Raw genomic sequence first — 13,180 nt, 5'->3', positions numbered from 1 at the left:
TTATGCCTAGATTGTAGCATATTCTAATTTAAAGATCGCCAAAATAGCCCGCCTTCTCTTTAATTGGCTTTAACCTAAGATAGGTTAAAATGAAACCTATTTTTCTAAAAATGGGGCAAAAAATGAGATTGAAAGCCAACCATGTCCGTTATATCGCGAATAAGATCGCTCAAGATTTAATCCAATCGCCCTTACTAGAACTCAAAGGCACGCTAGAGAATCTCACCACGCTAACTTACCAAGTGGTGCAAGACAATGTGGATCAAGAGAGTGCCATCGATCACAAAGTCCGCGACCTGCTAGAAGAAAAACTTGATGAAATCGAGTTCATGCGCATGGATGAGCGGCAGTTGTTTTGGGAGGCTAAAAGGCGTGTAGCCGCCCAAAGGGATTTTGTGCTCGGCTGGGAAGATCGCTGTAATGTCCTTTCCCATCAGATTTTAGAAAAAATCCTAGATGAGGACCTGTTTATGTTCTCGGTCTCTGAAAATATGATCCGCAATCTCATTTTTAAATCCATCGACACCTATGCCAAACTCTATGAGAGCGTGGAATTAGAGGTGAGCGAAAAGATCAAGCATTATAAACGTAAGCTCCCCGTGGGTAGTGATGAATACGAATTGGTTTTTGAGCGCATGTATGAGGAAGAGTTGAGGCGCAAAGGCTTTTTATAATGGCGCGTGTCTTATTTGAAAATGGCATTTTGTTAGAGGCACAGAGCTTCGGCGCGCCCGGGGTGGTGGTGGGCGAAGCGGTGTTTAACACGGCGATGAGTGGCTATGAAGAAGTTATAAGCGATCCGAGTTACAGAGGGCAGTTTGTGGTCTTTAGCGCGCCTGAGATTGGGGTGGTGGGAATCAATGGGCAAGATTGCGAATCACAACACAACTTTTGTGCTGGGGTGGTTGTGCGCCATTACCCTACGCGTTATTCTAATTTTAGAGCCAAGCAGAGTTTGGGGGCGTTTTTAAACCAACATGGGATTTTGGGGGTGAGTGGAGTGGATACGCGCGCCTTAGTGGGGATGCTTAGAGATGAAGGGGCGATGCAGGCGATCATCTCCACCCAAGATTTAGAAAGGCAGGAGTTGCAGACTTTGCTGGATCACGCCACCAAAATAGCTAATTTGCACCTCATCCCCTCACTAACCCACCCCAAACCCGACACGCAGGGGGTGTTTGATTTTGGGGCACTGGGTTATCCCACCCTAAACCCGCCCTTTTGTGTGGGCGTGTTGGATTTTGGAGTCAAACAAAATATTTTAAACAATTTGGTGCAAGTGGGTTTGAAGCCTCTTTGTTTTGCCCCCGATAGCAAGGCTAGCGCGCTTTTAGAAGCCTACCAAAAAAAAGAGATTAGCGGGATTTTGATCTCCAATGGTCCGGGCGATCCACTCAAACTCACACGCGCTACTCACGAGATCGCCACCCTTATTGAGGCCAAAATCCCCATGTTTGGTATTTGTCTAGGACACCAGCTCTTGAGCATTGCGCATGGATTCCCCACCTACAAACTACGCTTTGGGCACCATGGGAGCAACCACCCGGTGCTCAATTTAGCCACACGGCGCATCGAGATCAGCGCGCAAAATCACAATTATTGCGTGGGCGATCGCATTAGCCAAGTAGCCACCATCACGCATCAAAATCTCTTTGATGGCACCATTGAAGGCGTGCGTTACTTGGATTCCCCCATTTTTTCGGTGCAACACCACCCCGAGGCCAGTCCGGGTCCTAGAGATGGGCTGTATATCTTCAAAGAATTTGCAAGGTTAGTAAGCCATGCAAGCACCCAATAATCAAGGGGTAAGTCTATTGGTGGAGCTCTTTTTCTGCATGGTGACTCCCAAAAGTTACGGCTTTGTTGAGTAAAGCTAGGGCTTTTTGAGAATCCTCATGGACACCATACCCCTTTTTATAAGCCTCGCCCAAGTGGTAAAGCACAATCCCTAACATTTTGCGTCCATAAGCGTTGTAGTGCTTGGTTTTGAGGGCTTGCAAATCTAGCGTGCCCTGTTGGCGTGCTAAATCTAGAGCTAAATTCTGGTAAATTTGGAAGGCATGTTTGTAATCTTGGGGTACCCCCTTGCCCTCTTGATACATCTTGGCCAAATGGAGCTTGGCGAAGATAATGGCTGGTGCACTCCCCTCTTCGCCTTTAGCCTTACTCATCTCAATCGCCTTTTCAAAATACTGCTTAGCTTTATTGTAGTCCTTAGCCACGCCTTTACCCTTTTTATACAAGTGCCCCAAATAGGCCGTGCCTAGCGGGTCGCCCTGATCGCTGGCCTTTTTGTAAAGCTCAAAGGCCTTATGATATTCGTGTTGTTTCTCTGCTTGTTTGCCCTGATTGACCAAATTATCTTGAGCGCACACGGGCGTGCTGGCTAACAACGCCCCGCAGAGTACCGCACATGCCAAATGTTTTAAACCCAATACCATGCCTGCTCCTTAAAAATTAATCGTCAGCCACAACCAACCACCCTATTCTAACACAAGCCTTCAATTTTAGAGGAGTTTTTGCTATAATAGCCCGCTACTTTCTTTCAATTCTAAACAATCTGACAACATTATTAAGGAACAGAGTGGAAAAAATACTAGACATTGTAGAGTTGATCGCCTATGAAAAAGGCTTGAGCCCAGAGGTGATCAAAGACGTGGTGAAAAATAGCATTTTAAAAGTGGCTAGGGAGTGCATTGACACCCGCGCTAATTTTGTGGTTGATGATTCGAACAAGGATTTAGCCCTCTTGCATGCGGTGGAAGTGTGCGCCGATGACGATCCTAGGTTAAATCAAGACCCCACTAACACCATCGCACTCAGCCAAGCCCACAGAGACGATCCGTCCTTAAAACCCAGTGATATTTTGCACTATGAAATTAGTTTGAAGGACATGAAGCGCAGTGCAGTCAATGCCCTTTTTAAGGATTTGGAATTTAATATCCAAAAAAGCCTGGAAGACCAATACTTCCAAAAGTATAAGGCCATGCTGAATACGATTGTTAAGGGTGTGGTGTTGAGCGTGGATGAAGCACAAAATACCTATGTCGAGATTGAAAACATGCAAGCGGTCTTAGCCCTTAAAAACCGCATCAAGGGGGAGACTTTCAAGGTGGGCGATAGCGTGCGCGCGATTTTAAAGAATGTGCGTTTCAGCAAGCAAGGCTTAATCTTGGAACTTTCCCGTACCACGCCTAAATTCTTAGAAGCCCTTTTGCACCTAGAGGTCCCTGAAATTGCTGATAAAGAAATTGAGGTGATGGGCATTGCGCGTATCCCCGGAGATCGCGCCAAGTTAGCCCTGCGTTCGCTGAATAACCAAATTGACCCCATCGGGGCGACCGTGGGCGTGCGGGGCGTGCGAATCAATGCCATTAGCAAGGAACTTTGTAGCGAAAACATCGATTGCGTGCATTATAATGAAGTGCCCGAAATTTACATCGCTAACGCCCTTTCACCTGCCCATGTGATCAAGATTAAGCTTGCACAGGAGGGCAAAAAAAGCGCGCTGGTAACCCTTTATGGCGATCAAAAGAGCAAGGCGATCGGGCGTAATGGTGTGAATGTGCGCCTAGCGTGCATGCTGACCGGCTATGATATTGATTTTGATGTGTTAGAACCCAAAGAGAGCGCGCCCAAAGTGCCCGAAAAAGTGGGCTTGAGCATGCTCGAGTCGCTCTTTAGCAAAACCCCGGCCACACCCTCAGATCAACAAGGGGGCGAGTAAAAAACCCAAACCCACAGACAAGGCGATCATCAAGACCCCGGGCAAAAAGAAAGGGTGATTGAAAATGTATTTGCCAATGCGTGTGCTCCCCGTGTCATCCATTTGCACCGCACCTAAAAGCGTGGGGTAGGTGGGGAGCACAAAAAGAGCCGAAGTTGCCACAAAGGAAGCCACCAAAATATAAACCCCGTGTGGGTGCTCGGGGGTTAGCCCCATCGCTACAATCACGCTGGGGATCAACGCCTTTGTGGTGGCTGCTTGGGAGTAGAGGAGCATGCTGGTCAAAAACAACCCCACGGCTAGCAAAAAGGGGTAGTGGCTCAGCATGGTGGAGGCAAGGGCTTTAATGGGATCGATGTAGGCTTTCACAAAGGTATCCCCCAGCCACGCCACGCCCAAGACACACACACACGCGCTCAAACCCGCCTTAAAAGTGCTTGTTTGCACCAAGTCACCACATTTGATCTTGCAAAACAGTGCGATCAAGGTTGCAATGCTTAACATAAAACTGATAATAGCGGCATCTCTATGCAAAACTACGGGTTTGATCCAACCCACATTTTTAGAAATCGCAGTCGCGTAGAGCACCACCGCTACAATGCCCAAGACAAAAATAAGCACCGAGAGTTGCGCACTCTTAGGGCTATCTTTGTGGCTAGGCATGTTTTGGGTGTGTTTGTCAAACGATTCGCTTAAGCGGTTGGGTAGAAGGGTGCTGATAATTAAAGAGGTGAGCAAGCAACTAACTAGGGTGGTGGGGATGCAAATGGCTAGCAAGATCGGGTAGGAAACCCCCAAGGGCTCTAAAAAGCCACTCATGGCGATCACGGCTGCTGAAACCGGGCTAGCGGTGATCGCAATTTGGCTAGAAACCACGGCCAAGGAGAGCGGGTGGCAGGGCTTGATATTTTGCCCCTTAGCCACTTCCACAATCACGGGCAACACCGAAAAAGAAGTGTGCCCCGTACCCGCTAGTATTGTGAGCGTATAAGTTACTAAGGGGGCTAGGTAATTGATATATTTAGGATTTTTGCGCAAGACTTTTTCAGCTAGACTCACCAAGTAATCCAACCCTCCAGCTAGTTGCATCGTCGCAATCGCCCCGATGACCGACATGATAATCAAAATCACATCCCAAGGAATCACTCCAGGTTTGAGCCCAAAGCCCAAACTCAAAACCACCACGCCCAAGCCCCCCGCATAGCCAACCCCCATCCCACCCAAGCGCACACCTAGAAAGATTGCCCCCAAGACCACTAACAATTCCAATCCAAACAACACCGCACATGCTCCCACCTAGAATATGGCAAACTTAAATTATAACCTAAAGGAGTTTTAGATAAAATATTAATACCAATGTGTTAGGGGAAATGATGAATAAGTTTTTTATGACGGGTTTTTTCGTGTCGTGTTTGAGCGTATTTTTGGTTACCAATGCTTTGCAAGCCAAAGATGAGGCCCAAACCCAACAGCACAGCAAGCACCTCAAAAAAAATAGCAAGCCCACCACTCAAGAGCGGCTCAATGCACTCAAAAAGTTTTCCAATGTGGTGGAGCAGATCGAGCATTATTATGTCGATGAGGTGAGCATTAATGATATCGTGGATAAGGCCATCGATGGTTTACTCAGCAACTTGGATGCGCATTCTTCCTATTTGACCGCTAAGAAGTTCCGTGATTTTAGGGCCCAAACTGATGGCGAGTTTGGCGGGCTGGGAATCACCGTGGGGATTCGCGATGGCGCGCTAACCGTCATTGCGCCCTTAGATGATACCCCCGCTTTTAGAGCCGGGATCAAGGCGGGCGATGTGATTTTAAAAATCAATGCTGAAAGCACGCTCAATATGAGTATTGACGATGCGGTGAATTTGATGCGGGGTAAACCCAAAACACCCATTGAGCTAACCCTTGTGCGTAAGTCTGAGCCTAAGCCCATCGTAGTTAAAGTATTGCGCGATATTATCAAAATTAAATCCGTGCATGCCAAGTGGATTGAGGGCACGAAGTTTTTATACTTGCGTGTCAATTCCTTTGATCGCAATGTGGTTAAAAGTGCCATGGCCGAGCTTAAAAAAGCCAAGCAAGCCCACCGCTTAGAGGGTGTAGTGTTGGATTTGCGCTCCAATCCGGGCGGGCTACTCAACCAAGCCATCGATCTATCCAATCTCTTTATCAAGCATGGCGTTATTGTCTCCCAAAAAGGGCGGGTGCAGTCTGAGGACATCGAATACCGCGCCAATGGCCACGCCCCTTATGCGAACTTACCCATCACGGTTTTAGTTAATAGCGGGACAGCCAGTGCCAGCGAGATTGTCTCGGGAGCACTGCAAGATCACAAGCGCGCGATCATCATTGGGGAAGACACCTTTGGTAAGGGGAGCGTGCAAACCACTTTCCCGGTGGGCAAAGAGGAGGCAATTAAAATCACCATTGCGCGCTATTATTTGCCTAGTGGGCGCACAATCCAAGCCGTTGGCATCAAACCTGACATTGTGATCCCTGCTGGTCCTGTACCCCAAGATAAAAACACCTTTAGTCTTAAAGAGGCCGATCTCAAACACCACTTGCAACAAGAGCTCCAAGAACTCAATGCCAAGGATCAAAAAAACAATAAACAGGGCAAGTCAGAAGGCAAAGAGAGCGTGATGAGCGCAAAAGACATCAGTGGGGACATCCAGCTTAAAATTGGGATTGACATGCTGAAAGTTTGGGATATTTTCATGGCCTCTAAAGAAGTTGCTAAAAAGTAGGCCGTGTTGAAGTTTTTTTTCTTTGTACTTTTAGTGCTCCTCCCTTGTTGGGCTGATCCGGGCACTGAGAAGGCTAAGGTCATCTACCTAAAAGCCTTAAATGCCCAAGACCTGAGCAGTAAGCCAGTGTATGTGGGGCAGACCATCTCTGTTACCTATAATTTATTGTTGTTCTCACAAGCCAAATTCCTAGGTGCGGAGTTGCTTAAAATCCCTAATCCCAAACAACTCAAACGCCTGAACTTCACCCCTCAGTGGAAGTCTCTGGGGAATGATAATTTTAGTGCGATCTACCAATACAAGGTCATGGGTTTAAAAGCTGTAGTGCCTGCTTTAAAGGTGAGTGCTTTTTCACAAGAACAGGGCTATGTGGATACTTCCAGCGTCTCTAGCATCCCCCTACAAGTGGTCGATCTCTCCCAAAATCCCAATTATATCGGCGTAGTCGCGCGTGATTTCCAAGTTGTGAGCCACAAGGTAAAAGAATATGATAGCCAAAATAACATTTTAGTTTTTGAGATCAAGGCACAAGAGGCCAATTTAGAGGATTTGAAAATCCCGGTAGAGACTAAACAAGGCTTTGAGAGTTCGCATTTTGGCACGGGCGAATCGCATGGGATTTATTATTGTATTTTACCCAAGAGTATGCGCCAACTCTCCTTTAGTTATTTTTCGCTCACTCAAGAGCAATTTAAACCTGTGCAATTTTCCTTGATCCCTATTGTAGAAACCATTAGCACACAGAGCAACCTCAAGCCTAAAAATAATCTTTTCTTGTTTTCCAATTTTGTATTGGGGTTTTTGTTGCTATTTGTGGCGGTGCTGTATTTTGTTACGCGCTACAAAAATACAAGTTTGGTAGTGGCATTACTCTTGGTGGGGGTGTTGTTGTGGAATATCTTTTCGGGTTATAAAAGTGCGGTGCTCTTGCCCAATACCGAGATCAAGATCTTACCCACGGACAACTCGACAATTCTGACCATCACCACACATTCCATACCGGTTAAAATTATCGAATCGCATGCGCAATATGATAAAATCTTGACTCAAGATGAGAGAATTGGCTGGGTGAAAAAAACAAATGTGGAGTAGGATTCGTGGGGTTTATGCCCTCTTGGTTGTTGGGTTAGGGCTGGGTTTTATTATTTTGATGAATTTTTTAACCCGCAAGCACAATAATTGCCGCAGCACGCGCAAGTGGTGCCGCTCCTTTTTCTTTTTGATGGGTGCGCCCTTAGAGAAGGTCGGCGAATTTGATTTGAGTGCCAATTTAATTGTGCTCAACCACCAAAGCATTATTGATATTATTTGCCTAGAGGCCTACCATCCGCGCAATATCTGTTGGGTGGCTAAGAAGGAATTAGGCGATCTCCCCTATTATGGCTATGCGCTCAAAACCCCGCAGATGATTTTAATTGATCGGCAGGATAAAAGGGGGCTAGCCTCTTTGCTCAAAATGGCTAAGGAAAAATTGGAACAAAATCGCCCCTTAGTGATCTTTCCAGAGGGCACGAGGGGGCAGGGTGGGGAGAAGTTTTTGCCCTTTAAGCCCGGGGCAAAATTATTAGCCGAGCGTTTCAAGCTCAAAATCCAACCCATTTTGCTCCTCAATACGCGCAAGATTTTTAATAGCAAACCTTTAGAATCCACGCACACACGCTTAAGAATGGTACTATTAGACGCTTATGAGCCTGATTTTAATACAGATTGGTATGTGGAACTAGAAGAGCGTATGCAGAAGGCGTATCTGCAACATTACCAAGAGTTGGGTTCTTGAGTTTTATGGGCGAACATGCTATAATTGCGCTTTTGGGGTGTTAGCTCAGTTTGGGAGAGCGCAACGCTGGCAGCGTTGAGGTCAGGGGTTCGAGCCCCCTACACTCCACCATCTTTCTTTTGAGACAAAAACCCAAACTCTTTGCTTAAAATTCTAAATAAGCACAGATAGTACTTGTATTGTTGTATTTAACGGGATATGTCATTATCCACAAGCAAAATGCTATTATCACCATGCCATATCGGGTCTATTCTTAATGGCAAAGTTAGTGAAAATGCCCCCACAACCTGCATTTGGTGTGTCTGCACGGCAGATTTTCAATGGCGTGCTAGCTTACTTCCCCACTCTTGCACAAGAGAGGTGTATCTACCCTACCCCTTACCCTTATGCTCCTGTGCTTTGGCCTCGTTTTGCTTTTGGGATTTATACTGGTATTGTGCTTGTGCCATGTGGCTTTTAGCGGCTTCCTTATCGCCCCTCACCTCTGCTTCCTTGCTTTGGGCGTGGTAGCGATCCCCTTGTTTTTTGTTGTTTTCTGCGCGTTGCTTAAACATGCCCTCTTGGTTTTTGTAATGAGCCATGGATTTCTCCTCTTTATACCTCAGCTGAGAATGACACGGTTGTCAGAAGTCTTTTTTAGATCATAACCTCGCAATTTGTTTAACACACCGACACCCCAGCTACAACGGCGATGGTAACTGCAGAAATGGTGGGAGCAGTCCCTAAAATCCCTACAGCTCCAGCCACTGTAAAAAGACTAGCAGGTGCTACAAGTCCGCCACTTGCAATAGTAGCTGTAACAGCTACCACAATAGCAGTAATGGCAACGGCCCACGCTGCGGCACCAGTAGCTTTGATTTTAATGACCTTATTTTTCAAACCACCCTCTATCTCAATGGTAGATACCCCACTTTGAATCGCTTCTGCCAACTCCGCTTCATTGCTAACTTTCATCTTTTTCCTCCCGTAAATTGAATAGAGAATGGTGGCGCACAAAGAATTAAAATACAATTAAAAAAGAGAAATTAAACATAAAAAACAAGTTAAGGAAAACTTCCCCCGCATCACCCTACTTTCCCACCCTTGCAAAGGCAGATTCATCGGTGTTAGAGTGCTGAATTTTTAGCGTGTTTTAAGTGCATGGATAACCCCCAAAACAACACAACCACCCCTAAACAAATTCCATGCAACACCGCCCAACTCCCATAGGCAAGAATCAAACCCACAGACGCGCTAGCTAAGACATTGCCCCCAAAGACACACAAGCTATTGAATCCCTGCAGGCGCAATTTGTGCTCGGATTGCATGGCATTGAGCATAAAAGTGCCCCCATTAAAGCTGAGCGCCCAACCCACCCCCACAAGCACCAAACAAAGCCAAAAGGCTAAAAGACTAACACTGCAAAGCGCGATAACACTTGCCCATACGTAGCAACACAGCCCTAACACAACTAAGCGTATAGGGCTTAAACTCTTGCTCAAAGCAGCCAACACGCTTTTACTCTGTACATAGCTCAAACCATGCGCGTGCATTGCTAGAGGCGTGGCGTGCATCACTAAGGTCATCAACCCAAAGCCTAAGCCACACGCACAGGTGGCTAAGAGAAAATGGGGTTCTTTTAAGAGAGTTTTTAGGGGTACTTTGGGGCTTTCTTTGACGCTAAAGGGTCTTAACCTTAGCAAAAAGCTCAATGCCATATGGAGCATACAAAGCAAACCCACAAACCCAAAAGAACCCACAAAGGGCACACTAAAGAGAGAAACGCCTACATTGCCTAAATGTGGTCCTAAAATGCCTCCCAAAATCCCCCCACTCACCACAAGGGCGGTGGCTCCATTGTTTTGCCAAGTTGTATCAATGGCTTCTATGGCTAAAAAGCGATAAAACTGGTTAAGCGCGATAAAAAAGCCTAGCAAAAAGGTTGCTAGACAGAAGAGCATAAAGCTTTGATCCAACAAGGCTACAATGCCTAAGCTAGCCCCCACCACCCCTAACAAAGACGCGCCTAAAAATGCCCTTTTTCTGCCATATTTTTGAAAGATAGAAGCTGAAAAGCACACCGCCACAAACGCCCCTATAAGGGTCGTGGTAACGGGCAGAGTGGCTAGAGTGGTGTGCCCTAAAAGCCATTGACCCGCTAGCGCGCTGCTAAAGGTGAGCAGAGAAACCACCGACCCGCTCAGAGCCTGCCCTAAGAGCAAGAGAAAAATGTTTTTGTTGAACATGAGAGGGATTTTAGCGCATTGTTTTGGATTTATGGGGACCATGCACCCTTGCCCTCTATCGCTTGGAGGATTGTATGTCCTTGTTTTTCTTAAGATGCGCACAAAAAACAATCTTAGTATTTGCTTTTATGTCTTAGAATTTAAAAAATTCAGTTTGGTGCGCCTTAAGGGAGTTTGGGTGTGAAGACCTTTTTGGATTTTTTCTATTTTGTCTATGTGGGGCTTGCGCTCACGCCTGCAGGGGCGATTTTTTATTTGCACAAGCACCACGCTCATTACACCTTTCTTAATCTTTTGGGTGTTGTGGTTGTATGTGGAGTTTTTGCCCTATTATCTTGGCTTTACATATACCTTGTTGCAAGGTACATGCCTCCCGAGGATGCAATGCGCGCTGTGGAGATGGTGGAGGTGGCTGAACCTAAATACATCCCTATCTACATTGCCTATTTTGTCATTGCGGTTAGCCTTGAAAATTGCACCCTATTTATTGTGGTGTTTGTGCTTATTTATCTTTTAATCCTCAAGGGGAAATTTTCCTATTTTAACCCCTATCTTTTGTTTTTTAAATATCATTTTTACGAGATTTCTATTGACCCTAGTCAAATCACCGGCAACTCCTCAAAGTATGCAAAATACAAAGTGTTTTTGATCTCAAAAAGAAAGCTCAAAATAGAAAAGCAGTATCCAAAGCTCATTGGTCTTGATGAATTTGTTTTTCTTGATAAGGGAGTGAAATAACAATGTCCATACTCTATTGCCACATAGGAGGGACAAACTATCGTGTTGGCAATATATCTTTAGAAGACACATGGGATCTTAAAACATATGAGAATTGCCAAAAGAAAGACTATCGCAAAGAGCATGGGAGAAGTTTAGAAAAAAAGGAGACATTTTATATCCAAGCTCCCTTGAAAATGCTTGAAGACTATCATCTTGAGCTTGTGATAGGTGGCGACACTTCTAGTCTCAATACGATTGACCTAAATGTATTGGAAGAGAATGATAGCAATCGAAAAAACCAGTCTAAAGTGCTGTTTGTGCGCACAGAAGAAGGGGATGATGTTAAATTGTACTTCCAGGCAATTAGACGGGGTGCTGTCATCAAGAAAGGTTTTGTTCTTTTAGGCAACCAACCATGCATTGAAAATGGAGCAGTCATTTTGATTCGCGAACAAATAGATGCTTATTGGAGTCGGAAAGACGAGAAGCTTTATTTTAAAGATATTAAGGATTTGGAGCGCATATTGCCACACTTTTTTGAAAAAAAGTTCAAGATCTTAGACAAGGACTTAGAGCTATTAAGAACTCTGATTACCAATATTTGCACCTAGATTTAGACTTAGACAAAATCCAACCTACTCTACCAAAAACAAAGCTGGCTAGAATCGATTTTTTATTGCAAAATGAGAATTTGGAGATTTTTAAAAAGAATGGCGATCCAACAAAACGGAATGCCTACTTAAAATACGCTCAAAAATATCGGCCTCAAATACTTAAAGATAACAAATTGCTTATCTGTAAAGTTGCTGATTTAGACTCTCTCTACCATATTGTGTGTGAAGCCTACTACACCACAGAAATAGGAGGAGAACAGCGGGTTGCCACTGTTTTTGAAAAAAATAGCACCAAAGACTAGCTTGATTTAGAGTTTTCAGTGGAAGTAATGCCGAGTGTGTTTCAAAAGATGCTGGTTTTGGTCCTTATTACATTGCCATAGCAGTCTCTCATATCCCCCACCTTTTTCGCACTCTAAAAGAATATACCCCTCCTACTTCTAGACTACCACTCCTTACCCTTATGCTCCTGTGCTTTGGCTTCGTTTTGCTTTTGGGATTTATACTGGTATTGTGCTTGTGCCATGTAGTTTTTGGCGGCTTCTTTATCCCCCCTCACCTCTGCTTCCTTGCTTTGGGCGTAGTAGCGATCCCCTTGCTTTTTGTTGTTTTCTGCCCGTTGTCTAAACATGTCCTCTGGGTTTTCGTAGTAGGCCATTGAAACTCCTTGTTTGTGTTAATTCCACACTGCTAAGATTTGATAGTCATGGGGACCCAATCAAAAGCACCCAACTCGCTGCTTATATTATCCATCAACATTTTAAAACCACCGTATTTATCTTTGAATTTGCCCACCAAGCACCATTGCACGAACTTATGGCAGTTGGTGCGTTCATTTGGTTTAGCTATAACACAAAGATCGCATAGAGGGTCATATTGAGTGCGTTTAGATGCGATTTTCCTAAGATCATAGAGTTTATTAGGCTTTAAGTCATACTCTCCAAGCACGCCTTTTGTTGCACGCTTATAGACTTTATCATTGCGCAAAGCGCGATTTCCATCTGCTTTGCCACAAGCGACATAAATGACCCCCTCTTTTTTAGGTCTTTCGTCTAATCTTGCCATGAAATGATGGGAGTCGGTGTATCTAATCTTAGCCTTGCCATCATCATTAATATCATTAACCAATTCTGCGATCAAATGTTGTCCATTGACCTCGCCGATATAAATTCCTGAATGCTCAAAATATGTTTTCATTTCATATTTGTCATCAGTGAAAAATTTTGTAATGGCATTTCCTACTTTTGTGGCTACTCCAGCCAAATCCGGCATGTCCATTCTACAATAGAACACAGCCCCACGCTCTGTATTGTTTAAGTAATTACCCAAATCTTTTTTCTCACTCATCACTTCTCCTTAAAAAAATA

At 44.9% G+C, this 13,180-nt stretch carries 16 protein-coding genes and 1 tRNA gene; 10 read left to right on the top strand and 7 right to left on the bottom strand.

Annotation, left to right across the window (positions count from 1 at the left end; translation table 11 throughout):
• The first annotated feature begins 122 nt into the window (after positions 1–122).
• Both FNE76_RS03935 and carA read left to right on the top strand, forming a co-directional pair.
• Positions 123–674, top strand: a complete 552-nt coding sequence (locus FNE76_RS03935) for a DUF507 family protein (protein ID WP_162983020.1) — start codon at positions 123–125, stop codon at positions 672–674.
• Positions 674–1,798, top strand: coding sequence for a glutamine-hydrolyzing carbamoyl-phosphate synthase small subunit (gene carA / locus FNE76_RS03930; protein WP_120947317.1), 1,125 nt, complete (start codon positions 674–676; stop codon positions 1,796–1,798). Before FNE76_RS03935 ends, carA begins: the two co-directional genes overlap by 1 nt.
• Before the next feature lie 13 nt (positions 1,799–1,811).
• On the opposite strand, the gene FNE76_RS03925 is transcribed toward carA, so the two are convergent.
• A complete protein-coding gene (locus FNE76_RS03925; RefSeq protein WP_120947316.1) occupies positions 1,812–2,441 on the bottom strand; it encodes a tetratricopeptide repeat protein in 630 nt (209 codons plus the stop codon).
• 143 nt (positions 2,442–2,584) lie between these two features.
• Between FNE76_RS03925 and nusA the strand changes: the two genes are divergently transcribed.
• On the top strand, positions 2,585–3,727 hold the full coding sequence (gene nusA, locus FNE76_RS03920) for a transcription termination factor NusA (protein ID WP_120947315.1): 1,143 nt from the start codon (positions 2,585–2,587) through the stop codon (positions 3,725–3,727).
• Here the strand turns inward: nusA and FNE76_RS03915 are convergent.
• Positions 3,704–5,005 carry an anaerobic C4-dicarboxylate transporter gene (locus tag FNE76_RS03915; protein ID WP_120947524.1) on the bottom strand — a complete coding sequence of 434 codons (1,302 nt, stop codon included), beginning with the start codon at positions 5,003–5,005 and terminating at the stop codon, positions 3,704–3,706. The genes nusA and FNE76_RS03915 overlap by 24 nt on opposite strands.
• A gap of 95 nt (positions 5,006–5,100) precedes the next feature.
• On the opposite strand from FNE76_RS03915, the gene FNE76_RS03910 reads away from it, so the two are divergent.
• From FNE76_RS03910 to FNE76_RS03895, 4 genes are all read left to right on the top strand, one after another.
• Positions 5,101–6,477 carry a S41 family peptidase gene (locus tag FNE76_RS03910; RefSeq protein ID WP_120947314.1) on the top strand — a complete coding sequence of 459 codons (1,377 nt, stop codon included), beginning with the start codon at positions 5,101–5,103 and terminating at the stop codon, positions 6,475–6,477.
• Positions 6,478–6,483: 6 nt separating this feature from the next.
• A complete protein-coding gene (locus FNE76_RS03905) occupies positions 6,484–7,569 on the top strand; it encodes a hypothetical protein (protein ID WP_120955752.1) in 1,086 nt (361 codons plus the stop codon).
• Positions 7,559–8,254 carry a 1-acylglycerol-3-phosphate O-acyltransferase gene (locus FNE76_RS03900; protein ID WP_120947312.1) on the top strand — a complete coding sequence of 232 codons (696 nt, stop codon included), beginning with the start codon at positions 7,559–7,561 and terminating at the stop codon, positions 8,252–8,254. The genes FNE76_RS03905 and FNE76_RS03900 overlap by 11 nt, the downstream gene beginning before the upstream one ends.
• 34 nt (positions 8,255–8,288) lie before the next feature.
• A tRNA-Ala gene (locus FNE76_RS03895) sits at positions 8,289–8,365 on the top strand.
• Between the two features lie 260 nt (positions 8,366–8,625).
• Here FNE76_RS03895 and FNE76_RS03890 read toward each other — a convergent pair.
• From FNE76_RS03890 to FNE76_RS03880, 3 genes are all read right to left on the bottom strand, one after another.
• The gene (locus FNE76_RS03890; protein ID WP_185962989.1) at positions 8,626–8,835 is read right to left on the bottom strand and encodes a hypothetical protein; all 210 of its coding nucleotides are present in this window, start codon (positions 8,833–8,835) and stop codon (positions 8,626–8,628) included.
• A gap of 79 nt (positions 8,836–8,914) precedes the next feature.
• The gene (locus tag FNE76_RS03885) at positions 8,915–9,208 is read right to left on the bottom strand and encodes a hypothetical protein (protein ID WP_143928381.1); all 294 of its coding nucleotides are present in this window, start codon (positions 9,206–9,208) and stop codon (positions 8,915–8,917) included.
• A 152-nt stretch (positions 9,209–9,360) separates the two neighbouring features.
• Complete coding sequence (locus FNE76_RS03880) at positions 9,361–10,521, bottom strand: MFS transporter (RefSeq protein ID WP_120947311.1); 1,161 nt, start codon at positions 10,519–10,521, stop codon at positions 9,361–9,363.
• 138 nt (positions 10,522–10,659) lie between these two features.
• On the opposite strand from FNE76_RS03880, the gene FNE76_RS03875 reads away from it, so the two are divergent.
• From FNE76_RS03875 to FNE76_RS08420, 3 genes are all read left to right on the top strand, one after another.
• Positions 10,660–11,217: a hypothetical protein gene (locus FNE76_RS03875; RefSeq protein WP_120947310.1), complete on the top strand. Its 558-nt coding sequence runs from the start codon at positions 10,660–10,662 to the stop codon at positions 11,215–11,217.
• 2 nt (positions 11,218–11,219) lie between these two features.
• The gene (locus tag FNE76_RS03870; protein ID WP_120947309.1) at positions 11,220–11,810 is read left to right on the top strand and encodes a hypothetical protein; all 591 of its coding nucleotides are present in this window, start codon (positions 11,220–11,222) and stop codon (positions 11,808–11,810) included.
• A gap of 65 nt (positions 11,811–11,875) precedes the next feature.
• Complete coding sequence (locus tag FNE76_RS08420; protein WP_143928380.1) at positions 11,876–12,115, top strand: hypothetical protein; 240 nt, start codon at positions 11,876–11,878, stop codon at positions 12,113–12,115.
• Between the two features lie 143 nt (positions 12,116–12,258).
• On the opposite strand, the gene FNE76_RS03860 is transcribed toward FNE76_RS08420, so the two are convergent.
• Both FNE76_RS03860 and FNE76_RS03855 read right to left on the bottom strand, forming a co-directional pair.
• Positions 12,259–12,471 (bottom strand): hypothetical protein, encoded by a 213-nt coding sequence (locus tag FNE76_RS03860; RefSeq protein WP_185962988.1) that lies wholly within the window; start codon positions 12,469–12,471, stop codon positions 12,259–12,261.
• 32 nt (positions 12,472–12,503) lie between these two features.
• Positions 12,504–13,160 (bottom strand): hypothetical protein, encoded by a 657-nt coding sequence (locus tag FNE76_RS03855; RefSeq protein ID WP_120947307.1) that lies wholly within the window; start codon positions 13,158–13,160, stop codon positions 12,504–12,506.
• Between the last annotated feature and the right edge of the window lie 20 nt (positions 13,161–13,180).

Source organism: Helicobacter mehlei, assembly GCF_007280785.1.
Taxonomy (GTDB): domain Bacteria; phylum Campylobacterota; class Campylobacteria; order Campylobacterales; family Helicobacteraceae; genus Helicobacter; species Helicobacter mehlei.
The sequence above is the reverse complement of the archived record's forward strand: the minus strand, read 5'-3'. Positions and strand labels throughout refer to the sequence as shown.

Excerpts from the sequence above, each read along its gene's own strand:
- FNE76_RS03935 (WP_162983020.1), top strand. The coding sequence starts at position 123 with ATGAGATTGAAAGCCAACCATGTCCGTTATATCGCGAATAAGATCGCT.
- carA (WP_120947317.1), top strand. The coding sequence starts at position 674 with ATGGCGCGTGTCTTATTTGAAAATGGCATTTTGTTAGAGGCACAGAGC.
- FNE76_RS03925 (WP_120947316.1), bottom strand. The coding sequence starts at position 2,441 with ATGGTATTGGGTTTAAAACATTTGGCATGTGCGGTACTCTGCGGGGCG.
- FNE76_RS03910 (WP_120947314.1), top strand. The coding sequence starts at position 5,101 with ATGAATAAGTTTTTTATGACGGGTTTTTTCGTGTCGTGTTTGAGCGTA.
- FNE76_RS03900 (WP_120947312.1), top strand. The coding sequence starts at position 7,559 with ATGTGGAGTAGGATTCGTGGGGTTTATGCCCTCTTGGTTGTTGGGTTA.
- FNE76_RS03890 (WP_185962989.1), bottom strand. The coding sequence starts at position 8,835 with ATGGCTCATTACAAAAACCAAGAGGGCATGTTTAAGCAACGCGCAGAA.
- FNE76_RS03885 (WP_143928381.1), bottom strand. The coding sequence starts at position 9,208 with ATGAAAGTTAGCAATGAAGCGGAGTTGGCAGAAGCGATTCAAAGTGGG.
- FNE76_RS03880 (WP_120947311.1), bottom strand. The coding sequence starts at position 10,521 with ATGGTCCCCATAAATCCAAAACAATGCGCTAAAATCCCTCTCATGTTC.
- FNE76_RS03870 (WP_120947309.1), top strand. The coding sequence starts at position 11,220 with ATGTCCATACTCTATTGCCACATAGGAGGGACAAACTATCGTGTTGGC.
- FNE76_RS03860 (WP_185962988.1), bottom strand. The coding sequence starts at position 12,471 with ATGGCCTACTACGAAAACCCAGAGGACATGTTTAGACAACGGGCAGAA.
- FNE76_RS03855 (WP_120947307.1), bottom strand. The coding sequence starts at position 13,160 with ATGAGTGAGAAAAAAGATTTGGGTAATTACTTAAACAATACAGAGCGT.